General features: G+C 64.0%; 20 protein-coding genes, 1 rRNA gene and 1 riboswitch (1 of these 22 running past the window's edge). Of the genes, 10 read left to right on the top strand and 11 right to left on the bottom strand.

Annotation, left to right across the window (positions count from 1 at the left end; genetic code table 11):
- Positions 1–137 precede the first annotated feature (137 nt).
- A complete protein-coding gene (locus ACNJX9_RS36685) occupies positions 138–512 on the bottom strand; it encodes a response regulator (RefSeq protein WP_027530607.1) in 375 nt (124 codons plus the stop codon).
- Positions 513–573: 61 nt separating this feature from the next.
- Entirely contained in the window at positions 574–1,452 is an 879-nt protein-coding gene (locus ACNJX9_RS36680) for an MJ0042-type zinc finger domain-containing protein (protein ID WP_439406977.1), read from the bottom strand.
- Between the two features lie 215 nt (positions 1,453–1,667).
- Here ACNJX9_RS36680 and ftsE point away from each other — a divergent pair, with 215 nt between their 5' ends.
- From ftsE to ACNJX9_RS36660, 4 genes are all read left to right on the top strand, one after another.
- Entirely contained in the window at positions 1,668–2,327 is a 660-nt protein-coding gene (gene ftsE / locus ACNJX9_RS36675) for a cell division ATP-binding protein FtsE (RefSeq protein WP_057746699.1), read from the top strand.
- Positions 2,320–3,288 carry a cell division protein FtsX gene (locus tag ACNJX9_RS36670; protein ID WP_439406975.1) on the top strand — a complete coding sequence of 323 codons (969 nt, stop codon included), beginning with the start codon at positions 2,320–2,322 and terminating at the stop codon, positions 3,286–3,288. Before ftsE ends, ACNJX9_RS36670 begins: the two co-directional genes overlap by 8 nt.
- Before the next feature lie 72 nt (positions 3,289–3,360).
- Positions 3,361–4,065, top strand: coding sequence for a YdcF family protein (locus ACNJX9_RS36665; RefSeq protein WP_439406973.1), 705 nt, complete (start codon positions 3,361–3,363; stop codon positions 4,063–4,065).
- Between the two features lie 11 nt (positions 4,066–4,076).
- Entirely contained in the window at positions 4,077–4,850 is a 774-nt protein-coding gene (locus tag ACNJX9_RS36660) for a lysophospholipid acyltransferase family protein (RefSeq protein ID WP_057746905.1), read from the top strand.
- A 173-nt stretch (positions 4,851–5,023) separates the two neighbouring features.
- Here the strand turns inward: ACNJX9_RS36660 and ACNJX9_RS36655 are convergent, their stop codons facing one another.
- Together ACNJX9_RS36655 and ACNJX9_RS36650 are read right to left on the bottom strand one after the other, a co-directional pair.
- Entirely contained in the window at positions 5,024–5,677 is a 654-nt protein-coding gene (locus ACNJX9_RS36655) for a hypothetical protein (RefSeq protein WP_057746709.1), read from the bottom strand.
- 178 nt (positions 5,678–5,855) lie between these two features.
- The gene (locus ACNJX9_RS36650) at positions 5,856–6,485 is read right to left on the bottom strand and encodes a gamma-glutamylcyclotransferase (RefSeq protein WP_057746712.1); all 630 of its coding nucleotides are present in this window, start codon (positions 6,483–6,485) and stop codon (positions 5,856–5,858) included.
- A 110-nt stretch (positions 6,486–6,595) separates the two neighbouring features.
- Here ACNJX9_RS36650 and ACNJX9_RS36645 point away from each other — a divergent pair, with 110 nt between their 5' ends.
- Entirely contained in the window at positions 6,596–7,780 is a 1,185-nt protein-coding gene (locus ACNJX9_RS36645; protein ID WP_439406970.1) for a DUF2125 domain-containing protein, read from the top strand.
- Positions 7,781–8,130: 350 nt separating this feature from the next.
- Here ACNJX9_RS36645 and ACNJX9_RS36640 read toward each other — a convergent pair whose 3' ends face one another.
- The 3 genes from ACNJX9_RS36640 to ACNJX9_RS36630 are packed head-to-tail and all read right to left on the bottom strand — an operon-like array spanning position 8,131 to position 11,038.
- Positions 8,131–9,069, bottom strand: a complete 939-nt coding sequence (locus ACNJX9_RS36640) for a prephenate/arogenate dehydrogenase family protein (RefSeq protein ID WP_057746718.1) — start codon at positions 9,067–9,069, stop codon at positions 8,131–8,133.
- Positions 9,066–10,160 (bottom strand): histidinol-phosphate transaminase, encoded by a 1,095-nt coding sequence (hisC, locus tag ACNJX9_RS36635; RefSeq protein WP_439406968.1) that lies wholly within the window; start codon positions 10,158–10,160, stop codon positions 9,066–9,068. The genes ACNJX9_RS36640 and hisC overlap by 4 nt, the downstream gene beginning before the upstream one ends.
- Before the next feature lie 35 nt (positions 10,161–10,195).
- The gene (locus ACNJX9_RS36630; protein ID WP_057746724.1) at positions 10,196–11,038 is read right to left on the bottom strand and encodes a chorismate mutase; all 843 of its coding nucleotides are present in this window, start codon (positions 11,036–11,038) and stop codon (positions 10,196–10,198) included.
- 148 nt (positions 11,039–11,186) lie between these two features.
- Positions 11,187–11,266: riboswitch (SAM riboswitch) on the top strand.
- A gap of 92 nt (positions 11,267–11,358) precedes the next feature.
- Between ACNJX9_RS36630 and metX the strand changes: the two genes are divergently transcribed.
- Both metX and metW read left to right on the top strand, forming a co-directional pair.
- On the top strand, positions 11,359–12,576 hold the full coding sequence (gene metX, locus ACNJX9_RS36625) for a homoserine O-acetyltransferase MetX (RefSeq protein WP_057746728.1): 1,218 nt from the start codon (positions 11,359–11,361) through the stop codon (positions 12,574–12,576).
- A gap of 2 nt (positions 12,577–12,578) precedes the next feature.
- Positions 12,579–13,241, top strand: coding sequence for a methionine biosynthesis protein MetW (gene metW, locus ACNJX9_RS36620; RefSeq protein ID WP_057746731.1), 663 nt, complete (start codon positions 12,579–12,581; stop codon positions 13,239–13,241).
- Between the two features lie 150 nt (positions 13,242–13,391).
- Here metW and ACNJX9_RS36615 read toward each other — a convergent pair whose 3' ends face one another.
- Positions 13,392–14,255 carry an alpha/beta fold hydrolase gene (locus ACNJX9_RS36615; RefSeq protein ID WP_439406965.1) on the bottom strand — a complete coding sequence of 288 codons (864 nt, stop codon included), beginning with the start codon at positions 14,253–14,255 and terminating at the stop codon, positions 13,392–13,394.
- 219 nt (positions 14,256–14,474) lie between these two features.
- Here ACNJX9_RS36615 and ACNJX9_RS36610 point away from each other — a divergent pair, with 219 nt between their 5' ends.
- The gene (locus tag ACNJX9_RS36610; RefSeq protein ID WP_439406963.1) at positions 14,475–15,122 is read left to right on the top strand and encodes an NlpC/P60 family protein; all 648 of its coding nucleotides are present in this window, start codon (positions 14,475–14,477) and stop codon (positions 15,120–15,122) included.
- 114 nt (positions 15,123–15,236) lie between these two features.
- Here the strand turns inward: ACNJX9_RS36610 and ACNJX9_RS36605 are convergent, their stop codons facing one another.
- Entirely contained in the window at positions 15,237–16,025 is a 789-nt protein-coding gene (locus ACNJX9_RS36605; RefSeq protein WP_439406961.1) for an MOSC domain-containing protein, read from the bottom strand.
- Positions 16,026–16,267: 242 nt separating this feature from the next.
- Here ACNJX9_RS36605 and clpB point away from each other — a divergent pair, with 242 nt between their 5' ends.
- On the top strand, positions 16,268–18,907 hold the full coding sequence (gene clpB, locus ACNJX9_RS36600; RefSeq protein WP_439406960.1) for an ATP-dependent chaperone ClpB: 2,640 nt from the start codon (positions 16,268–16,270) through the stop codon (positions 18,905–18,907).
- Positions 18,908–18,980: 73 nt separating this feature from the next.
- Here clpB and ACNJX9_RS36595 read toward each other — a convergent pair whose 3' ends face one another.
- Complete coding sequence (locus tag ACNJX9_RS36595; protein WP_057746745.1) at positions 18,981–19,247, bottom strand: hypothetical protein; 267 nt, start codon at positions 19,245–19,247, stop codon at positions 18,981–18,983.
- A 164-nt stretch (positions 19,248–19,411) separates the two neighbouring features.
- Entirely contained in the window at positions 19,412–21,475 is a 2,064-nt protein-coding gene (locus tag ACNJX9_RS36590) for a peptidoglycan DD-metalloendopeptidase family protein (protein ID WP_439406958.1), read from the bottom strand.
- A 1,034-nt stretch (positions 21,476–22,509) separates the two neighbouring features.
- Between ACNJX9_RS36590 and ACNJX9_RS36585 the strand changes: the two genes are divergently transcribed.
- Positions 22,510–23,944: ribosomal RNA gene (locus tag ACNJX9_RS36585) — 16S ribosomal RNA — on the top strand (it continues 52 nt past the right edge of the window).

The raw sequence follows: 23,944 nt of genomic DNA, 5'->3' as shown, positions 1-23,944 counted from the left end.
TTTGCGTCATGCGGGCTACGATTGTGCCACTTACTCCGTCATTGCGAGCGCAGCGAAGCAATCCAGACTGTCACCGCGGAAAGATTCTGGATTGCTTCGCTGCGCTCGCAATGACGACATCCGAGCAGTGAGACCCACTACCCCTTCTTCGCCGCCAGCGCATCGGCCACGGCCGTGCGGATATCCGCGACCGAGAACGGCTTGGTCACGACGTCATGCACCAGCGCATTCAAATTCGAGGCGCGCTCGCGCTGGTCGGCAAAGCCCGTCATCAAGAGAATGGTCAATTGCGGAAAGTCGCGCGCCGCGGAGAGGGCGAGCGCGATGCCGTCCATGACGGGCATCTGGATATCGGTGAGCAACAGATCGAACGCGCCGTCCTCGCGGGTCAGGATCTCCAGCGCCTCGGCGCCGTCCTGCGCGGTGACGGTTTCGTGGCCGTCCATGGCGATGGCGCGTGCCACCAGCTGGCGCATCGAATCCTCGTCGTCGGCGATCAACACTTTTGGCATGAGACGATCCTTGGGACGATCCTTGGGACCAACCCTCCCGTGCGGACTCTACAAGGCCCGATTATACGCTACCGCCGGCGATGTCGCGCCGGTTGAAGAAGCGAACGTCGATATTGCGGCCTTCCGGCGGCGGCGAGGCGAGGCGCGAGCGGAAGAAGGCGCGTTCGCCGGGTTGCAGCACGGTCTGCTCCAGCACCGAATTCCAGGCGTAGATCTCGGCGCCCTGCGCGTCGCGCACCGCAAAACGCAAGCGCGGTATATCAAGCGGCTTCTTGCCCCGGCCGACGATCACGCCCTCGATGACCAACACCTGCTTACCGTCCACGGTCTCGGTCGAGAGCTTGACGTCCTTGAAGGCGAGCCCGCGCAGGTTCACTTCCAGCCCGACCAGCTTGTAGAAGGCCGCGGTCTGCGGCAGCAGGCGGACCATGTCGCCGCGCCAGATCACCAGGGCCAGCACCAGCGCGCCCATGGCAGCGCAGGCGACCGGCAGGCCGTAAGAGGATCTGCGCGGGGCAACAGTGGGCGTCGGCCGCCTCACTTTGGCGCCGCGACGGCTGAACAGGCCGCGGAACCAGGATTGATGCTGGGCCCCGACGACCTCTTCTTCCACAGCCCGAGCCGCCGCGGACCATTCGTCCTCAGCCTCCGCGGCATTCTCCGTCGGCCAGTCGCTGGCGATCGAGGGACTGTCGACCAAGGGCGTCTCGGCGGCGTTATCGTCCTTGGCGTATGTGTTCCACTGCTCGGCGAGGTCGGACTGGTCGTCGGCCTGGCGGGCTGCGGCCATGGCCGGCACGGCTGACACCTCGATGGCGTCCTCGGGATGGGCGATCCAGGTTTTCTTGCAGCGGGAGCAGCGGACCGTCCGCCCGTTGGTCCCCAGGCTCGCAAGCTTGATGGCGTAGGATGTCATACAATGGGGGCAGACGATATGCATGGACGGCCTCGACAATGACCTTGGCGCGGGGAACCTGGCGCCAGGATTCTCCCGGGACAAGGTTCGCCCGAGAAGGGACTTCTAAGAATGCTGCCCGAGATGCTACAGGGCGACCGTTAACGAACCGGAAACCATAACGGTCGCACAACCCCTTGATCGCATGCGGCGAAGCCTCGCTGGCGATGCGGCTACGTCCCCTCGAACGGAGCTGAGCTTTGGTTCGGTTCGAAAATGTCGGATTGCGTTACGGTCTGGGGCCGGAGATCCTGCGCGACCTCAGTTTCCAGATCCCGGCGCATTCCTTCCAGTTCCTCACCGGCCCGTCCGGCGCCGGCAAGACGTCGCTGCTGCGCCTGTTGTTCCTGTCGCACCGGCCGACGCGCGGCCTCGTCAATCTGTTCGGCCACGACATCTCCACGCTCGGCAAGGACGAGATCGCGGATTTGCGCAAGCGCATCGGCATCGTGCTGCAGGACTTCCGCCTGCTCGACCACATGACGACCTATGAGAACGTGGCGCTGCCGTTCCGCGTCATGGGCCGCAGCGAATCCAGCTATCGCAAGGAGGTCATCGACCTCTTGCGCTGGGTCGGTCTCGGTGACCGCATGGATGCGCTGCCGCCGATCCTGTCGGGAGGCGAGAAGCAGCGCGCGGCGATCGCGCGCGCGGTGATCTCGCGGCCGCAGCTCCTGCTTGCGGACGAGCCGACCGGCAGCGTCGATCCGACGCTCGGGCGGCGCCTGCTGCGGCTCTTCATCGAGCTCAACAAGTCAGGCACCGCCGTCATCATCGCCACCCACGATATTGCGCTGATGGACCAGTATGAAGCGCGCCGCTTCGTGCTGCATCAGGGACGGCTGCACGTCTATGAGTAGGCCAGATGAGCGCGGCGTGTTGGTCGACCTCGGACAGGAGCGTCCGCCGCTGCCGGCCAAGGCGCGCAATACCTCGCCGATCGTGCCGCGCGCCTCGATCCACGGCCGTGCGCTGGTCGCCGTTGTCGCTATCATGACTTTTCTCGCCTCGATGACAACGGGCGCGGTGCTCTTGGTGAGCGCTTCGGCTGCGGAATGGCAGTCCGATGTCGCCAGCGAAATCACCATCCAGGTCCGCCCGCAATCGGGACGCGACCTCGAGCGCGACACGGCCGCCGTCACCGAGGCGATGCGCGCGCAACCCGGTATTGTCGAGGTCAAGCCGTTCACCAAGGACGAAAGCGGCAAGCTGCTCGAGCCCTGGCTCGGCACCGGCCTGTCGATGGACGATCTGCCGGTGCCGCGCATGATCATCGCGCGCGTGCAGCCGGGCACGGCGCTCGACCTCGGCAGCTTGCGTGCGCGCGTGACGCAAGTGGCGCCGAGCGCCAGCGTCGACGATCATCGCGCCTGGATCGAACGGATGCGCTCGATGACCAACGCCACCGTGCTGGCCGGCATCGGCATTCTTGCACTCGTCATCGTCGCAACCATCATCTCGGTCTCGTTCGCAACCCGCGGCGCGATGGCCGCGAACCGGCCGATCGTCGAAGTGCTGCATTTCGTCGGCGCAGGCGACCGCTACATCGCCAATCATTTCCTGCGGCATTTCCTCCGGCTCGGCCTCGAAGGCGGCGTCATCGGCGGCGGCGTCGCCATGCTACTGTTCGGCTTCTCCGAATCGATCGCCGGCTGGTTTTCCGGAACCCCCGTCGGCGACCAGTTCGCGGCGCTGCTCGGCACCTTCTCGCTGCGGCCGTCAGGCTATGTCGTGCTCGCGGTGCAGGCCGTGCTGATCGGCGCAATCACGGCGGTCGCCTCGCGCCAGACCCTGTTCGCGACGCTGAATGACGTGGATTGAGCCCGACAAACCGGACTCCACTTCGCCTCAAAACGTCTTAAAATCATCCGGGGAAGGGATCACCGACATCACATGACCTCGCCGACCGACGATCGATCGCCGAAACTGCCGCGCGGCTGGCTCCGTGCGACCGTGGTGTCGACGATCGCGTTCGCCTTTGTCGGCGCGGCGGCGGGCTTCGTCGCCTTCCTGTCGCAATTGCGCGGCGCCGAGATCGCACCCGATCGCAAGGCTGACGGCATCGTGGTCCTCACCGGCGGCTCCTCGCGGGTCTCGGACGCGATGGAGCTGCTCGCGGCCGGCTACGGCAAGCGGCTCCTGATCTCGGGCGTGCACCCGACCTCGACCGCGAGCGATATCTCCCGGACCCTGCCGGAGAACCAGTCCTTCATGACCTGCTGCGTCGATCTCGACCGCACCGCGCTCACGACCCGCGGCAACGCGGCGGAGGCGCGGCACTGGGCCCAGGGGCGCGGCTTCAAATCGTTGATCGTGGTCACCTCGAATTACCACATGCCCCGCGCGCTCGTGGAATTCTCGCATGCGATGCCGGAGACCACGCTGGTGCCATTCGCCGTGGTCGGTGACAAATGGCGCGAGGAGCCGTGGTGGACCTCGGCCTCGACGCTGCGGCTGCTGTTGTCCGAATATGTCAAATACATCGCGGCCGAGGTGAGGGTACGGCTGCAAGATTTCGGGATTGACCTTTCGCCCGAGATGTCGGAGCAGCCTCTTGGTCTGCAATCCAGGCGGCCCGCCACCGCTCAGGCCAATTGATCGGATTCCTGATGTTCCTGATTTTCCTGCGCTCGCTGCTGTTCAACGTGCTGTTCTACACCGTGCTGGTGTGCCTTGCGATCGTGGCGCTGCCGACCTTCGCGTTGCCGCCGCGCGCCATGCTGACGGTTGCGCAATGGTGGGCGAAGGCGACGCTCGTCCTGATGCGCGTGGTCTGCAACATCAAGGTCGAATTCCGCGGCGTCGAGAAGATTCCGCAAGGGCCGCTGGTGATCGTCGCGAAGCACCAATCGTTCTGGGAGACCTTCGTGCTGCCGGGCTTCTTTGAGCGCCCGATCTTCATCCTCAAGCGCCAGCTGATGCAGATTCCGGTGTTCGGTCAGTTTCTGGTCAAGACAGGCATGATTGCGATCGACCGCAAAGCCGGCGTGAAGGCGCTGCTCGACATGACGCGGCGCGCGCGCGAGGCGGTGCGCGCCGGCGGCCAGCTCGTCATCTTTCCGGAAGGCACGCGCCGCGCGCCGGGGGCGCCGCCGGATTACAAGACCGGCTTTGCGCAGATCTATTCATCCTGCGGCGTGCAGTGCCTGCCGATCGCGCTCAATTCCGGCCTGTTCTGGCCGCGCCGCACCTTCATGCGCTATCCCGGCACGCTGGTCGTCGAGTTCCTCGATCCGCTGCCGCCGGGCCTGCCCAAGGATGAGTTTCTCTCGCGCGTGCAAACCGTGATCGAGGATGCGACCAGCCGCATCGTCGAAGCAGGTCGGAAAGAGCAGGAGCGGTTGATCGGCAGCTCGCCGAGCTACGGGGCCTCGGGCAGCTAGTCTAATTGGACGAGCCGAATGTAGAGGCTCGTAGGGATCCCTGACAACTCTGCTGGGGTTTGCGCAATGGCATGAATCCGGTGAGATTCAAAATCGAGCACATCACCCGACTGTACGCGTGAGCGATCATTGGATGCTCTCTGATTCCCCGGCCCAGAAACAGTCGGCCGAACTCAGTTGGTGGCGAAACAGTAAAACAAACCCGCTCCACCGACGCGCTGCAAGTTCGCCGGGGAACAACCCGGCGTCTTGTGCGAATAGTTCCAGAAATTCGGACCCTGAGTGTTGCCGATCAGGTCATGGTGTCCGACGATCGCGCTACCCTGTCCGTCAGTGCTGCTGGTCCAGTTACTGCAGGTCGCGTCTGCGCCCGGAATGGCCGTGCCATCGTGTTGTGTGCCGGTGAGCATGTCATGTTGGTTGGGAGTGTCGCTGCGGCCCTTGACCATCATGCCCTTCTCGTCGAGGGCGGTCTCTTTGTTGATCTTGTTATTGTCACTGTGCAGGTCGGCCACGCTTGCCGCGATCTGTGTACCCTTGGCATTGGACCAGGGACCGCTCCCGATCCGGTCTTTGGCGTTGATCGCATTCGGCCCCTGCGTCGAAAGATAGGCGTGCCAGGTTTTGCCGCCCGCGCCTGCGGCCTCGGCGAGGGTCTGGCAATGTCGATCGGCGCCGTCGATCCCACCGAGGTCCCCGCCCTTGCCGAGCCCCACACTGGTTATGAAGAAGCTCATGCTGCTTTGCTGGGCTTGCGCCGGTCCCGGTACACCCGACGTCAACAAGACCAGGGATGAGAGTACAGCAAAATTCGCTATCTGGGCCATCAGGTTGGTCCTTCCCAGTGAGGACTGTCGCCCCCACGATCATGCGTCGCAACAACACTGCTAAAACCGGTTATCCCGGCATTCGCCAAGACCCATTATACGATCAGATGATCCATAATCACACATCGTCCTTAAAGTGATCGCGCACTTGGGCGGGGTTTCGTGGGCGGCAACGTGGTCAGAGCATGCCTGGTCTGCGCTTTAGCGACCGTCCCTCGCTCGGAGCCTGAGCGTGCGACGAATGCGCCTCGCCATGCAGCATCATCGCGAGCTGATGCAGTTGCGTGTCGCGAAAGCCCTCGGCTTCGATCGCCTTCACGGTCGCGGTGACATAGTCGCGGTTGGCGCCGGATTGGCCGTGGCCTTGGAGCACGTGGCGGTGCTGCTCGGCGAGCGAGAGCCGGCCGGCATATTGCACATGACCGCGGTCGACGACATAAGCGAGCGCGCTGACGCGCTGCCGCGCATCGTTCTCCAGCCACACCGAGCGCATCACTTCGCGATAGACCGACGTTACCTGCTCGCGCGCGCGCAAGTAAGCAACCACATCGGCGCGGTTCTTTTCGGCGACACGGAACGCGATGCCGCGGCAGGCGCCGCCGCGGTCGAGCCCGAGCACAAGGCCCGGCTGCTCCGGCGTGCCGCGATGCACGAAGGAATAGACGCAGAGCGCGCGGTGCTCCCCGACCAGCCGCGCCGGGACGCGCTCCTCGAATTCAAAGCCCGGCCGCCACATCAGCGATCCGTAGCCGAACACCCAGAGGTCGCCCTTGGCTGACGTGACGGTGGGAAGGATGATTTCCGACATTTCGGGCACGGCTACCAGAACCCGGCTCCGAAGCGAAGTCATTTCTCCGCCTTTTGTCGAGGGCCAAGCTCGCTTACATTTGACAAAATCTGGGGCCAAAGGGTCGCCGCATGTCCAATATGACCATTGCCGCAGGCCGACGCTCCCGCTGGGGCCTCTTCATTGCCCCCGTCCTCCTCCTGATCCTCGCGGCCGCCTGGAGCGGCTTCTGGTTCTACGCGGCCTCGCAGGCCGCGATCGCCGTCGATGCCTGGCGCGCGCAGGAGGCCAAAGCCGGCCGCATCTATGATTGCGCCAAGCGCTCGATCGCGGGTTTCCCGTTCCGCTTCGAGGTCCAGTGCTCCGGTGCCAGCGTCGCCCTGGTGTCGCAAAATGCGAGCAAGACGCCGTTCACGGCCAGGCTCGACAACATCCTGGTCGTCGGGCAGGTCTACGATCCCAAGCACGTCATTGCGGAATTCACTGCGCCGGCAACGCTGGTCGACGGCGTGACGCAAAACGCCTTCGTGGTGAACTGGAGCAAGGGCCGCAGCAGCGTGATCGGTCTGCCGGCGGTGCCGGAGCGCGCCTCCATCGTGTTCGACGATCCCAGCATCGCCAGGCTGGACGGCAGCGTGCAGGTGCCGCTCGCGCGCGCCAGGCAGATCGAGCTGCATGGTCGCCTCGCCGATGGATCGACGTCGGCTCATCCTGTGATCGAGACCGTGCTCCAGGTCTCGCAAGGCAGCGTCCAGGGCGTGCATCCGTTGCTCGCTGAGCCGTTCGAAGCGGACACGCGCGCCAAGATCAGCGGCCTTTCCGATCTCACGCCAAAGCCTTGGCCGCAGCGCTTTCGCGAGATCCAGGCCGCCGGCGGCCATATCGAGATCGTGCAGTCGCGCATCCAGCAGGGCGAGATGATCGCGGTCGCGGCCGGCACGCTGGGCCTCTCGGCCAATGGCCGACTGGACGGCGAATTGCAGATGACGGTGACCGGACTCGAGCGCGTCATTCCGGCGCTCGGCATCGAGAAGATGCTGGAAGAGGGCGTGCCCCAGGCGACGCTCGACCGCGTCGCGCCCGGCGTGAAGTCGCAGGACCTCAACAATCTCTTCGGCGCGCTCGACCGTGCCGTTCCCGGCCTCGGCAAGGTCATCAAGCAGAACGCCAATGCCGGCGTCGCCGCCGGTATCAACTCGATCGGCACCGAGAGCACGCTCGAGGGCAAGAAGGCGCGCAGCTTCCCGCTGAAATTTGCCGACGGCGCCGTGCTGCTCGGCCCGTTCAAGGTCGGCCAGATCCCGCCGCTGTACTGATTCCCGTAGCCCGGATGGAGCGCAGCGCAATCCGGGACAGCGCCAACCGCATCGAAGAATCCCGGATTGCGCTGCGCTCCCTCCGGGCTACGAACTGACGTCAGGATCTCTTCGCCGGATCGTGATTGCGCATCGGAATGCGGAGCCGCGTTGCGTGAGGCCCGCAATCATCGCGCGCGTGCGGATCGCCGACGCTGCGAAATTATTCCGACCATGATCGTCGGAAAACGTGATGCGGAAGATGCACGGGCCCTGCGAACAACAGCCCGCTTATTCGCATCACTCCACGCCAGGGAAGCATGCGCGCGCCGGGGGGCGCGACGCTTCGCTCCATCCGGGCTACTTCGGCGCTACGGCTTCTTGTCGAGCTGCCCATGCTGGCGGCCGAAATCTGCTGCTGCCGAATCCTGGCCGATCTCGACGATGCCGCGGCGGATGGCGCGGGTGCGGGTGAAGTGGTCGAACAGCGCCTCGCCATCACCGCGGCGGATCGCGCGCGTCAGCTTGGCGAGGTCCTCGGTGAAGGTGCCGAGCATTTCCAGCACCGCGTCCTTGTTGGCGAGGAAGACGTCGCGCCACATCGTCGGGTCGGACGCCGCGATGCGGGTGAAGTCGCGGAAGCCGCCGGCGGAGAATTTGATCACTTCCGATTCCGTCACCTGCGCCAGCTCGTCGGCGGTGCCGACGATGGTGTAGGCGATCAAATGCGGCAGATGGCTGGTGATCGCGAGCACGAGGTCATGATGATCCGGCGTCATCACCTCGACCTTGGCGCCCATCGCCGTCCAGAACGCGCGCAAATGCGCGGTCGCCTCGGTGTCGGTGCCCTCTGGCGGCGTCAGAATGCACCAGCGGTTGATGAAGAGCTCGGCGAAGCCGGAGTCAGGCCCCGAATGCTCGGTGCCCGCCACGGGGTGCGCCGGCACGAAATGAACGTCCTTCGGCAGATGCGGCGCCATGTCCTTGACCACCGCGCCCTTGACCGAGCCGACGTCGGAGATGACGGCGCCCGGCTTCAGATGCGCCGATATCTCCTGCGCCACCTCGCCGCAGGCGCCGACGGGAATGCAGAGGATGACGAGATCGGCATCCTTCACCGCTTCCGCATTGGTTGCCACGACATGATCGACAATGCCGAGTTCGAGCACCCGCGCGCGCGTCTTCTCCGAGCGCGCGGTGGTGACGATCTCGCCGGCCAGGCCTTGCAGCTTCGCGGCGCGCGCGATCGAGCCGCCGATCAGGCCGAAGCCGATCAGGGCGACGCGCTGGAAATGCGGGTCCACGCTCATTTGCCGGCCATGAAGTCGCGCAGCGCGTCCACGACGAGGCGATTGGCCTCCTCGGTGCCGATGGTCATGCGCAGCTGATGGTGCAGGCCATAGTTCTTCAGCGCGCGCAGCACGAGGCCACGCCTGGTGAGATAGGCGTCGGCCGCATCCGATGTCTTGCCGCTTTCCGGAAAGTGGATCAGCACGAAATTGGCAACGCCGGGCGTCACCTTCAGCCCGAGCTTGGTGATCTCCTCAGCGAGCCAGTTGCGCCAGGTCTCGGTGAACTGCTTCGACATCGCCTGATGCGCAGTGTCCTCGATCGCGGCGACCGCGGCATACATCGCCGGCGTCGATACGTTGAAGGGGCCGCGGATGCGGTTGACGGCGTCGATGATGGGCTCGGGGCCGAACATCCAGCCGACGCGCAGCGCCGCGAGGCCATGGATCTTGGAGAAGGTGTGCGTCACCACCGTATTCTCCGTGGTGGCGACCAGCTCGATCCCCATCTCGTAGTCGTTACGGGAGACGTAATCGCAATAGGCCGCATCCAGCACCAGCAGCACGTGCGAGGGCAGGCCGGCGCGCAGGCGCTTGACCTCGTCGAACGGGATATAAGTGCCGGTCGGATTGTTGGGGTTGGCGAGCCAGACCAGCTTCGTCTTCGGCGTCACCGCTTTCAGGATGGCGTCGACGTCGGCGGTCAGGTTCTTCTCGGCCGCCACCACGTTCTTGGCGCCGTTCGCCATGGTGGCGATCGGGTAGACCAGGAAGCCGTGTGTGGTGGAGATCGCCTCGTCGCCATGGCTGAGATAAGTGTGGGCGAGCAGGTTGAGAATCTCGTCCGAGCCGGCGCCGCAGATGATGCGGTTGGGATCGAGCCCGTAGTGGCGGCCGATCGCCTCGCGCAGCACGCGCGAGGTTCCCTCAGGATAGTCTTCCAGATGATCCGCGACGTGCTTGAAGGCCTCGATCGCCTTGGGCGAAGGTCCGAACGGCGTCTCGTTGGCCGAGAGCTTGAACACCTTGCGGCCGGGCTCGGCGACCGGGGTCTTGCCGGGCGTGTAGGGCGCAATATCGAGAATGCCGGGATTCGGCATGGGGCGGGACATCTTCAACTCCGGATAGGCTTTGGGCGGTACGCGATTTACGACCCGGTCGGGGGCACGGTATAGCGCGTTGCGTGGCTGCCGACGAGGGCCGTGGAGCGCACCGAGGCCCCCGCTTCGATCAGGGCAGCCTTGATCTTGTCGATGCTGGTGGCCGATGTGACCGAGACCAGCAGCGCCGCGCCGTCGAAGGCGGTATCGGGCACCGCCACGATCTCGGCGAGCGGCGACAGCGCCCGCGCGACCTCCGCGTTCCACCCCGACACGCGCACGCTGAAGGTCTCGACCTCCGTCACCACGGCGCTGTCGGCGACGCGCGAGATCGCGAACACCGGCAGCGACGCCGGATGATCGGCGCGCTCGACAAAGGGCATGCGCGCGATGATCTTCGGCGCGCCCACGGCTTCCAGCTCCAGCCACCACGGCGTGCGGCTCGATGTCGCCGAGACCAGCGCGAGGTCACCCTTGGATTTCGCCACCGCCTCGACCGCCGCCTGCGCACTGAAATGCGCGACATACGGCACCGTGAAGCCGAAATGGAAGCGCACGGAATCGCGCATCGCGGGCTCGCTCGCCGAGATGTCGGCATGCACGGAGAACGGCGCCTGCACATAGGTGAAGGTCGAGATGATGACGCGCCAGATGCTTTCGACCGTGTCGAGCGGCAGGATGCCGCGATGCCGCTGCACGATCTCGCGCATCATCGAGGCCTCGCGCGCGGGCCGGAACGCCGAGCCGACCTCCTGGGTCTGCTTCACCTGGATCAGCCGGTCGATGATGTCGCCGCGCTGCATCAACAGGCGATGCATGGCCTCGTCGATCGCGTCGATCTCCTTGCGCAATTCCTGCAGCGATGGTGGCGCGGGCGGACGTTGGGACATATCTGACTAGGCGGTTATGAGGCTTCGGAGAATGTCCTGATTAGGCAGTCGGGGCGGCGAAAGCAAAGAGAAATGACGGCCTGCAAGGCGGCCGGTTGAGAGACGTCCGGCTGCGACTTGACGAAATCGGCCCAAGCCGGTAGGTTTTTGCCCGTTCCGTGGTCATTTGAGCCGGCCGGCTTGCAGCCACGTTAAAAAACTCGCTAAACAGGCCGGGGACGCTTCCGATCCCGGCCGAACCTATCGTTCAGGCCGGGTTTTTCATGGCCTGATTTCATCGCGGTCTCACGTCCGATCGCAAACGAGGTCGATGGTCAGAGATGGTTGGCGTCAAGTCTGTCCCAAGTCCTACGATCCCAAGTCCTACGATCAGTGCCGACGATCGGTCGCATGAGGTCGATCATCCGAGTTCAGAGGTCGCGCGGTTCGGCGCCGACCAACCGCTGCGGCTCGATTGCGGTGTCGATCTCACCCCGTTCCAAATTGCCTACAAGACCTATGGCGAGCTCAACGCCGATCGCTCCAATGCGGTGCTGATCTGCCATGCGCTGACCGGCGACCAGCACGTCGCCAATGTCCATCCGGTCACCGGCAAACCCGGCTGGTGGGAGACTCTGGTCGGCCCCGGCCGGCCGCTCGATCCGAGCAAATACTTCATCATCTGCTCCAACGTGATCGGCGGCTGCATGGGCTCGACCGGGCCCGCCTCGATCAATCCAGCCACCGGCAAGGTGTGGGGCCTGGATTTCCCTGTCATCACCATTCCCGACATGGTGCGCGCGCAGGCGATGCTGATCGACCGGCTCGGCATCGATACGCTGTTTGCCGTCGTCGGCGGCTCGATGGGCGGCATGCAGGTGCTGCAATGGACCGCGGCGTACCCTGCGCGTGTCTACTCAGCGCTGGCGATCGCCTGTTCGACGCGGCACTCGGCGCAGAACATCGCCTTCCACGAGCTCGGCCGCCAGGCCGTCATGGCCGATCCCGACTGGCACAATGGCGCCTATGCCGATCAGGGCATCCATCCGCATCGCGGCCTCGCGGTCGCGCGCATGGCCGCGCACATCACCTATCTGTCGGACGCTGCGCTGCATCGCAAGTTCGGCCGCCGCATGCAGGACCGCGAGCTGCCGACTTTCTCGTTCGACGCCGATTTCCAGGTCGAGTCCTATCTGCGCTACCAGGGCTCGTCCTTCGTCGAGCGCTTCGACGCCAATTCCTATCTCTATCTGACGCGCGCGATGGATTATTTCGACATCGCCGCCGACCATGGCGGCGTGCTGGCGAAGGCGTTCGCAGGGATTGAGACCCGCTTCTGCGTGGTCTCCTTCACCAGCGACTGGCTGTTCCCTACTTCGGAATCGCGCGCGCTGGTGCATGCGCTGAATGCGTCCAGCGCGCGGGTGTCGTTCGCGGAGATCGAGACCGATCGCGGCCACGATGCCTTCCTGCTCGACGTGCCCGAATTCTTCGACATCTCCCGCGCCTTCCTGCAATCCGCCGGCAAGGCGCGCGGACTCACGAACAAGGACGGCTAGCGATGTCTGTGCAGCAAGTACTGCCGCTGAACGGCCTCGCGGCTGAGCAGTCGGGCCCATTTCGCGCCGACCATCTGCTGGTCGCCGAAATGGTCAAGCCGGGTTCGAAGGTGCTCGACGTCGGCTGCGGCGACGGCGATCTGCTTCAGCTCTTGGAGACCCGCGGCATCGACGGCCGCGGCATCGAGCTGTCGCGCGAGGGCGTCAACCGCTGCGTGGCCAAGGGCCTCGCCGTGGTGCAGGGCGATGCCGACACCGACCTCGTCAATTACCCCGATGATGCCTTCGACTACGTGATCCTGTCGCAGACGCTGCAAGCGACGCGTCAGCCCAAGGTCGTGCTGGAGAATCTGCTGCGCATCGGTCGCCGCGCCATCGTCTCGTTCCCGAATTTCGGCTTCTGGCGGATGCGCCTGCAGCTCCTGATCGGCGGCCACATGCCGCGCACCGAGAACCTGCCGGCGAGCTGGTACGACACCGCCAATATCCATTTCTGCACCATCAAGGATTTCGTCGAGCTCTGCGACGAAATCCACGTCAAGATGGAGCGCGCCGAGGCGCTCGACCTCTACGGTCGTCCGCTGCGGCTGCGGCTGCCCTGGTGGGTGTGGAATCTGTTCGGCGAGCAGGGCGTGTTCCTGCTGAGCCGGGGCGGTGGGAAATAGTTTGCTGCCTGTAGCCCGGATGGAGCGAAGGTCCATCCTTCGTCATTGCGAGGAGCTCTTGCGACGAAGCAATCCAGAGTGTTTCCGCGGAGACAGTCTGGATTGCTTCGCTGCGCTCGCAATGACGGAGCGCGCGGCGACGCCGTCGCCCTAATGCGCCGCCATCGACCTTGGATCGCGCGCCGGCCAGCGGCCGGCTTCCACCAGCGTCACGAACCGCTCCACGCTCTCGTTGAACAGTGCCGGCTCTTCGAGATTGAGCACGTGGCCGGACTTCGGAAACATCGCGAGGCCCGCGGCCGGCAGATGTTTCTTCAGGAACAGGCTCGCGCCGATGCAGGGATCGTCCTCGTCGCCGCAGATGATCAGCGCCGGCGTCGTCACGTTCCTGATCGCTTCCGTCAGCGTGTAAATCGACGGCCGGCCACCCTGGAAGCCGCGCATCGTGTTGGCCGAACCCTTGGCATCGTGCCGCGCCAGTGCAGCATAGAAATCGACATGACCGCGCGGGTCCTTCACCAGGAAGGGAATCCGGCTAGGCGCCTCGCGCGTGACCTTTGCGACTTCTGCCGAGCCCAGCGTCTCGAACTGCTCGGCATTGGCGCGGCACTGCTTGCGCCAGGCGTCGAGATTTTCGAGCTCCGAGCCGGAGCCGACGCCGGCCAGCGTCATCGACAGCGCGCGCTGTGGTGCGTTCAATCCGATCTGGAGCGACGAGTAGGCGCCCATCGAGAGGCCGACGAGATGCGCGCGCTCGATTCCGAGATGATCGAGCACGGCGAGCGCATCGGTGTAGAAGTGCTTGTAAGTGTAGACCTCGCCATCGGGCACGTCGGACGGCGTGTAGCCGCGCGCGGAATAGGTGATACAGCGGTGGCCACGCGAGAAGTAACGCATCTGCGGCTCCCAATTGGTGTAATCGGCCGCGAACTCGTGCAGGAAAATGATCGGCGTTCCCTGACCTGCTTCTTCGAAATAGATGCGGACGTCGTCCCTGGTCGTGGCGTGGGGCATTAACTGTTTCCCTCTCTGCAAGCCGCAAGTTCAGGATCGCAGTTCATGCAGATGTCCGCAATAAGGCAGCTCCATCAGAGCATTGCCGCAAAATCATCGCAGCTATTCGCGGGCCACCGCGTCTTTTTCTCGCCACATCGGACGGCTTAACGGCCCCATCGATGTTGGCCGTCGCACGGGCTGACCTTGGGAAGTGGGGGTGTCAACGAAGGATGAAGTATGTTTGAGTTGTTTGCGTCCCGCCTGTCGCGTCGTGTTGTCGCGCTGGCGGTGTTCTTCACGGCCATTGCCGCGTTCGTTTCTCCGGCCTCAGCGCGGCCGCATCATCGTCACAGCGCAGAGCGGCACGCTTACGTGCATCACGCCAGCAGGCATCATCAAATCGGGCACTCGGCCCGCAGCTCGCGCTTCGAGCGCAGCGCGGCGCGGTTGCAGGCAGGTGGATTCGCCAACACGCAGGCCAGCTATGGTCCGAGCGCCAGCGGCGGTGGTGCGACGATGAGCGGCGGCTTCGGCGGCGGTTCAGGCCTCGTGTCCGAGGCGCGCCGCTATCTCGGCGGCAACCCGACGGGGCGCGGCAGCCTGTGGTGCGCGCGCTTCATGAACATGGTGCTTGAGAAAACCGGCCACCAAGGCACCGGATCGGACATGGCGAACTCGTTCGCGCATTACGGCACGCGCGTCTCCGGCCCGCAGGTCGGCGCCATCGCGGTGATGTCGCGCGGCCGCCGCGGCGGTCATGTCGGCATCATCACCGGCATCGATGCGCAGGGAAATCCGATCATGATCTCAGGTAACAATGGCAACCGCGTCCGCGAAGCCCCGATCTCGCGCGGCCGGATCTACGCGTATGTGATGCCGAATTAGCGCCGTCATTGCGAGGAGCTCTTGCGACGAAGCAATCCAGACTGTCTCCGCGGATGCATTGCTGGATTGCTTCGCTGCGCTCGCAATGACGGAGTGTGTTGAGCCGCCGTAGGCTCATACCAATCTCGGCTCTTCCACCGCCACCGCATCTCCCACGCCGATCTCGCCATCGGCCACCACCTCAGCATAGATGCCGCAATCCATGTGGCCGAGATGGCGCGACAGCGTCGGCGGTATTTCGAGATCGCGCTTCGCCGTCACCGGGTCCACATTCGTGGCCGGACAGCGGACGATGCGCTTGACCACCTTCAGCCGGGCCTGCCCGATCGCTAGCGTCTGGCCGACGAGGTCGAGCTCGGACCAGGCCGGCCAGCCCTTCACGTAGAGATTGGCGCGGAAGCGCAGGGGATTGACGGCGGTGCCGCCGAGCATGGCCTCGATGGCGCGGACGCTGTTGAGATTGATGATCGACACGACCTTGCGGGCGAGGTCGGAAAAGCTGTGATCGCGGCCCGACAGGACTTTCGGCGGGCCCTTCAGCTCCGGCTGAAAATTCTCCGTGAAGTAGACCTCGATCGCCGCGCGCCCGGCCGCGGTCTCGAGATCGCCGCTGGCGACGATCTGGCCGTGCTTGCGGATGGTCAGGCGGTTGGTGGCATCGTCGAACCGGCCGTCGAGGGAAGCCAGCCGCTCATTGCGCGCCAGCATCAGAAACTGGATTTTCGGCTTCCACTCGGGCGCCTCCGGGTCGAACCCGCTGGGCCCGTTCTCGATGGCATAGCGGCGGTCGGCGGGCAGGGTCTGACCGGACCGCAAGGGGGCCCGGAGCAGGGCTTCCGGCGTCAGGCCCTTGATCGGGTAGCGGTAAAGGCCGGTGATTTCGGCGGTCTGGCTTGTTGTCATGCGGCTACTTAAGGGATTCGACCCGTACCCGCCAAGCCGGCCGATCTGCGCACGAAATTGTGAACGTGCCTCTTCCGATCGGAAGGTGCGCTTCCCACATCTGGGTCAGGTCGGCGCCAGCGCCGGCTGATAACGACCGCTTGCTGGTTGAGGAACGTCAACGCATCAGGCGGAAACCCAATGAAGATGCCGTTTGGGGTGCCTTAGAGGGCCCCAAGGGCAGGCCGAGGGACAGAAAAGACATGAATATCGACAAATATACCGAGCGCTCCAGGGGCTTCATCCAGTCCGCGCAGTCGCTTGCGATGCGCGAGGGGCATCAGCAGTTTTCCACGCTCCACCTGTTGAAGGTGCTGCTCGACGACAATGAGGGGCTGGCTGCCGGTCTCATCGACCGCGCCGGTGGCAATTCCCGCGCAATTCTGAAGGCGACCGAGGACGCTCTGAACAAAGTGCCAAAGGTCAGCGGCGGCGGCGCCGGGCAGATCTATTTGGCGCCCGAGCTCGCGCGCACCTTCGACGCGGCCGAAAAGGCCGGCGAGAAGGCGGGCGACAGCTTTGTCACCGTCGAGCGGTTGCTGCTCGGGCTGACACTGGAGAAGACCAGCGAAGCCGGCACCATCCTGAACAAGGGCGGCGTCACCCCGCAAAATCTCAACGCTGCGATCGAGGCGCTGCGCAAGGGCCGCACCGCGGACACCGCGACGGCGGAGAACGCCTATGACGCGCTGAAGAAATATGCCCGCGACCTGACCCAGGCTGCGCGGGACGGCAAGCTCGATCCGGTCATCGGCCGCGACGAGGAGATCCGTCGCACCATCCAGGTGCTGTCGCGGCGGACCAAGAACAATCCCGTCCTGATCGGTGAACCCGGCGTCGGCAAGACCGCCATCGCGGAAGGGCTGGCGCTGCGCATCGTCAACGGCGATGTGCCCGAGAGCCTGAAGGACAAGAAGCTGCTGTCGCTTGATTTGGGCGCGCTGATTGCGGGTGCAAAATACCGCGGCGAGTTCGAGGAGCGGCTGAAGGCCGTGCTCCAGGAGGTCACCGGGAGCGACGGCACCTTCATCCTGTTCATCGACGAGATGCACACGCTCATCGGCGCCGGCAAGGCCGACGGTGCGATGGACGCCTCCAACCTGCTCAAGCCGGCGCTTGCCCGCGGCGAGCTGCACTGCATCGGCGCGACCACGCTCGACGAGTACCAGAAGCACGTCGAGAAGGACGCCGCGCTGGCGCGGCGGTTCCAGCCGATCTTCGTCAGCGAGCCCTCGGTCGAGGATACCATCTCGATCCTGCGCGGGTTGAAGGACAAGTACGAGCAGCACCATGGCGTGCGGATCACCGATTCCGCGCTGGTGGCGTCCGCGACGCTGTCCAACCGCTACATCACCGACCGCTTCCTGCCCGACAAGGCGATCGACCTCATGGACGAGGCCGCGGCGCGGCTGAAGATGCAGGTCGATTCCAAACCGGAAGAGCTGGATTCGCTCGACCGAGAGATCATCCGGCTCAAGATCGAGCAGGAAGCGCTCAAGAAGGAAAGTGATCTCGGCTCAAAATCCCGACTTGAGTCGCTTCAGAAAGAGCTGGCCGACCTCGAGGAGAAGTCTGCGGCGCTGACGGCACGCTGGAGCGCGGAGAAGAACAAGCTCTCCAACGCCCAGAAGCTGAAGTCGGAGCTCGACGCCCTGCGCGTCGACCTCGCCGACGCGCAGCGCCGCGGCGAATTCCAGAAGGCGGGCGAGCTGGCTTATGGCCGGATCCCGCAGCTCGAGAAGCAGCTCGCCGAGATCGAGGCGCGCGAAGGCTCCGGTGAGATGATGGAGGAGGCTGTTACCGCCAACCACATCGCGCAGGTGGTCTCGCGCTGGACCGGCGTGCCCGTCGACAAGATGCTGGAGGGCGAGAAGGAGAAGCTCCTGAAGATGGAGGAGCAGCTCGGCAAGCGCGTCGTCGGCCAGGCCGAGGCCGTGCGTGCGGTCGCGACCGCCGTGCGTCGTTCGCGCGCGGGCCTGCAGGATCCGCACCGCCCCACAGGCTCGTTCATGTTCCTGGGGCCGACCGGCGTCGGCAAGACCGAGCTGACGAAAGCTCTTGCGGAGTACCTCTTCAACGACGAGACCGCGATGGTCCGCCTCGACATGTCCGAGTACATGGAGAAGCACTCGGTCTCGCGGCTGATCGGCGCGCCTCCGGGCTATGTCGGTTATGACGAGGGCGGTGCGCTCACCGAAGCGGTGCGACGCCGGCCTTATCAGGTGGTGCTGTTCGACGAGATCGAGAAGGCGCATCCCGACGTCTTCAACGTGCTGTTGCAGGTGCTGGACGACGGCCGGCTGACCGATGGCCAGGGCCGTACCGTCGATTTCCGCAACACGCTGATCATCATGACCTCGAATCTCGGTTCGGAATATCTGGTGAACCAGCCGGAAGGCGAAGACACTTCTGCCGTGCGTGAGCAGGTGATGGGCATGGTGCGGGGACATTTCCGCCCCGAATTCCTCAACCGCGTCGATGAGATCATCCTGTTCCACCGCCTGCAGAAGAGCGAGATGGGCCGGATCGTCGAGATCCAGTTCGGCCGGCTGCAGAAGCTCCTGACCGATCGCAAGATCGTGCTGACGCTCGATGCCGCCGCGCGCGACTGGCTCGCCGCCAAGGGCTGGGATCCCGCCTACGGTGCTCGCCCGCTGAAGCGGGTGATCCAGCGCTACCTGCAGGATCCGCTCGCCGAGATGATCCTGGCCGGAGACGTCAGGGATGGCGACACGGTGGCGATCTCGTCCGAAGGCAACGTGTTGACCTTCAACGGCAAGGCGCCGCAGACCGCGGAAATCGCCCAGTTCGAGGCGCCAGTGTCGAAGCGCAAGCTGAACTGAGCAGCAGCGTAACTCACAGATTCGCCCCGGAGAGGTCCCTCTCTCCGGGGCGTTTCATCGTCGGGTTGGGCCCCTAGCTGATTGCAGATGCCGAGGCGGGCCCGGGTGGGCCTGGCTCGTCATCCTCCTGTTCGAGCTCCGACAGGATATCCACCAGCGTGCGCACGCGCCCTTGGGCCAGCGGCCTGAGGTCATTGATCATGGGCTCGTCATTGGCGAGCCAGGCCTGGGCTTCGGCGAGCTCCTCGACGGTCGCGCCGGTTCCGATGATCTCTGCAATGGTCACGTCGTCAGCGCTGCCGACCGCCTTGATGACGTCGTCGCGTGAGAGGTGCTGCATGATCGGTCTCCTCTTGACGGACTGGACCCATCAACCGTGAGCATCACCCAACTGTTCCACCACGAGTCGCGCGGCCGTTCTGACGGCGATCGGAAGCGTTTCGTGATCGTGAGGGCCCGGATTTTGGGCACGCCGGTTGTCAGCGATGTCAGGGAATTACCGGTTTACCGATTCGTGACCTGTAGCGGCCCGCCCGTCGCGTCCGACATGCGGGCGATGGCGCCGCCGCGACCGCTCATCATGCCGTCGAGGCGGTCTCGCTCCTTCTCGAAGCTGGCCAGCATCGGGCCTTCCAGCGACCGGCCGCGCGGCAGTTTCACGCGCATCGGGTCGACGAAGCGGCCGTTGACGAGGATTTCGTAGTGCACATGCGGGCCGGTCGACTGGCCGGTCGAGCCGACAAAGCCGATCACCTGGCCCTGCCGCACCTTCTTGCCCGGCTCCATGCCCTTGGCGAACGCCGACAGATGGCCGTAGGCGGTCTCGTAGCCGTTGTTGTGCTTGATGCGAACGTATTTGCCGTAGCCGCCCTCGAGCTGCGCCTTCTCGATTACGCCGTTGCCGGCGGCGAAGATCGGCGTGCCGTAGGCGGTGGCCCAGTCGACGCCGGTGTGCATCTTCACGTAGCCGAGGATCGGATGGCGGCGGCCGCCGAATCCGGAGCGCATGATGGCGCTGTTGACGGGCTTGCGGACCAGGAACTTTTTCGCGCTCTTGCCGGTCTCGTCATAGTAGTCGACGACGCCGTCGTCGGGACTCTGGTAGCGATAATATTTCTTGGTTTCGCCGCCGACCGTGAGGGATGCGAACAGCACCTCGCTCTTGTCCGAGGCCGTCGTGCCCTCGTCTTCGCCGGCGTAGAACACATCGAACGAGTCGCCCGGTTGCACCTTGCGCTGGAAGTCGACGTCGTAGGAGTAGATCTTGATCATGTCGTCGATGACCGGCATCGGCACTTTGTTGCGCATCGCGGTCTCGTAGATGCTCTGGTAGAGCCGCACGCCGCTGCCGTCATCATCGTCATCGTCTTCGCTGCTGGGGTTGGCCGTAGCGTCGGCGACGGTATTCATGCTGGAGACGTCGACCGCGACGTATTTGCCGAGATCGGACAGCGCCGCGATCGCCTCGACCACGGTGTCGTTGGCGACGACGACGCGATAGGGCTGCAAGCGTGCACCGGGGCTTGCGGGCGCCATCAGGATGCGAAGCTTTTCGCCTTCCTTCAGCCCGCCGTCGCGGCCGCGGGGACCGAGGGTTGCGGCAATCGCCTTGATCTCCTCGGCGGTGGCGCCGAGATCGCGCAGCACGGAGCCGACGCTGTCGCCCTTCTTGACGACATGGACGCGCTCGCCGTTGGGATTGCCGCCGGTGATCTGCTCCTTGGTCTTCGGCAGCAGCGTCACGTTTTCCGGCACCACGCGGGTCTCGAAGCCGGCATAGGGGTCGGACGACGACGCTTCGGTGGCGTAGGCCATCTTCATGTCGGATGCGCCGGCCGCGCCGGAGACGTCGGCGGTCGCGTTGGCGAGCGAGGCGTAGCGCACCCCGCCATTGCCGCGCCAATTGGCGGCATCGCGCACCCGCATCAGGATGTCGTCGAGCGCAACCACCGCGGAAATCTTGGCCTTCGGCAGCACCGGCGAGAGGTCCTTGGTGACGAAGGAGACCTCGGCGTCGGGTTCGACGGCCTCGGGATTGTTCGGATCGTCGGTCGCGGTCTTCGGATCGGAGCCGACGTCGGTGAGCATGCGCTGCGCGTTGAACGGCGGAATCTTCGCCGACAAATCGCTCGTCGTCATCGACAGATTGCCGGCGATCCGGATGAAGGGGCGCACCCGCATCACGTCGCGGTTGCCGACGCGGGCGACGGTGGAGACGCGGACGATGTTGCGCGAGGCGGTCGAGTCACTGGGCGGCGGCAGGCGATCGCTCTTGTGCAGCGTCGCGGTGCGATCGGCCGCAGCAAAGGCGCCACGCAGTGCGCCCTCGACCCGTTCCGGCACCTTGGCGAAAGTCATCTCGCCGTCGAGAGACGCGAAAACGGCGCCGCCGATCAGGGCTGCTCCGCAGAGTCCGGTCAGAATTGTGCCGCTGAACCATTGCACCGAGACACGACGGCGATCGATGACGGCAGCTTCCGAACCATCGACGGACAGCGGCGGCTCGTGGCCGAGATCAATGATCCCGGTCTCACGCCCGTAAGCGCCGCGTGATGTCCTCTGGCTCAACCCAAGTCCCCCAATCAACGACCCGAAACCTTCCCTTTCAGCGCCTCCTCCCGGTCGCCCTCTTGCAGGGGCATCTCGGAAAAAGCCTTCGCGCAGATGCTCGCACTCAGAAGGCCTCGAATGAGACCCGGCCGAAATTACGAACAGCTAGGCAGGTGAAAGGTCTCGCGATGTCTTTCGAATGTCCGAAGAAGGCTGCGTCATCGTCAGATCGCCTTCTCTGAACCCCAAATCGCTGGCAGCCCCCACTGGCACCCGCGATTCAAGCTTGTCTCATACCAGAACGCCGCGGGATTGTGGCTCTAGTACGGCGCCTAATATGGAAAAAGTTTCCTGAACGGCCGCTCGCGGAGAGCCCGGACCCAGGGAGGACGCCGGACGGATGGCGGACGGACGGGGGACGGACGGGTCGCTTTCGGCCTCCTCAGCAGCCCCCTCCGAGCCCCTCAGGAGCGCGCCGGGGGCCAAACTTTTTTTCAGATTTTTTGCCGGACGGCGCGCCTTCGCTTGCTCTCCGTCCTTCTAATCGACTGGAATCGCAGGATTTTTTATGGAAATCCAGTGTGCGACGATTTGTTGACGATTGGCGTTGACAGCCCGGAAGGTGGGGCCTATAACCCCAACCACTGAGCGCGGCGCCGCCGGGTCACTGACCAAGGCGAGCGAACGCGCCACTGATGCTCCTCACCTTGTTGAGTGACACAACAGCCGACACAATCGGTTGGAGTCATTCGACGTCGGTAAGGGTGTCGGAACCCTTCCACTCCGGAAGGTTGGGGCCTCCACGGTCCCGGGCTGTTTGACAAGTGAAGATGAAGAAAGAGAAACGTGGACGGCGGAGTCCTTGCGCCTCTCGGACCACTTGAGAGCTTCGGCTTTTGAGTACTGAGAGAGGACGAAAGACTTCGGCGGTACACGTTTCAAAGGAAACACCATCGTTGCCCGCGATGTGAATCGCAGGCAGCACATCGACTTCGGTCGATAATGGTGGGACCTCGTCAAACGTTGTGATCAGCCGGTTCAAAGTTCAAGTCCAACTTGAGAGTTTGATCCTGGCTCAGAGCGAACGCTGGCGGCAGGCTTAACACATGCAAGTCGAGCGGGCGTAGCAATACGTCAGCGGCAGACGGGTGAGTAACGCGTGGGAACGTACCTTTTGGTTCGGAACAACACAGGGAAACTTGTGCTAATACCGGATAAGCCCTTACGGGGAAAGATTTATCGCCGAAAGATCGGCCCGCGTCTGATTAGCTAGTTGGTAGGGTAATGGCCTACCAAGGCGACGATCAGTAGCTGGTCTGAGAGGATGATCAGCCACATTGGGACTGAGACACGGCCCAAACTCCTACGGGAGGCAGCAGTGGGGAATATTGGACAATGGGGGCAACCCTGATCCAGCCATGCCGCGTGAGTGATGAAGGCCCTAGGGTTGTAAAGCTCTTTTGTGCGGGAAGATAATGACGGTACCGCAAGAATAAGCCCCGGCTAACTTCGTGCCAGCAGCCGCGGTAATACGAAGGGGGCTAGCGTTGCTCGGAATCACTGGGCGTAAAGGGTGCGTAGGCGGGTTTTTAAGTCAGGGGTGAAATCCTGGAGCTCAACTCCAGAACTGCCTTTGATACTGAAGATCTTGAGTCCGGGAGAGGTGAGTGGAACTGCGAGTGTAGAGGTGAAATTCGTAGATATTCGCAAGAACACCAGTGGCGAAGGCGGCTCACTGGCCCGGTACTGACGCTGAGGCACGAAAGCGTGGGGAGCAAACAGGATTAGATACCCTGGTAGTCCACGCCGTAAACGATGAATGCCAGCCGTTAGTGGGTTTACTCACTAGTGGCGCAGCTAACGCTTTAAGCATTCCGCCTGGGGAGTACGGTCGCAAGATTAAAACTCAAAGGAATTGACGGGGGCCCGCACAAGCGGTGGAGCATGTGGTTTAATTCGACGCAACGCGCAGAACCTTACCAGCCCTTGACATGTCCAGGACCGGTCGCAGAGATGTGACCCTCTCTTCGGAGCCTGGAACACAGGTGCTGCATGGCTGTCGTCAGCTCGTGTCGTGAGATGTTGGGTTAAGTCCCGCAACGAGCGCAACCCCCGTCCTTAGTTGCTACCATTTAGTTGAGCACTCTAAGGAGACTGCCGGTGATAAGCCGCGAGGAAGGTGGGGATGACGTCAAGTCCTCATGGCCCTTACGGGCTGGGCTACACACGTGCTACAATGGCGGTGACAATGGGATGCTAAGGGGCGACCCTTCGCAAATCTCAAAAAGCCGTCTCAGTTCGGATTGGGCTCTGCAACTCGAGCCCATGAAGTTGGAATCGCTAGTAATCGTGGATCAGCACGCCACGGTGAATACGTTCCCGGGCCTTGTACACACCGCCCGTCACACCATGGGAGTTGGTTTTACCTGAAGACGGTGCGCTAACCGCAAGGAGGCAGCCGGCCACGGTAGGGTCAGCGACTGGGGT

Source organism: Bradyrhizobium sp. BLXBL-03, from assembly GCF_051853015.1.
GTDB classification, from domain to species: domain Bacteria; phylum Pseudomonadota; class Alphaproteobacteria; order Rhizobiales; family Xanthobacteraceae; genus Bradyrhizobium; species Bradyrhizobium manausense.
Note: the sequence above shows the minus strand (reverse complement) of the source record. Positions and strands in the feature narration are given on the sequence as shown.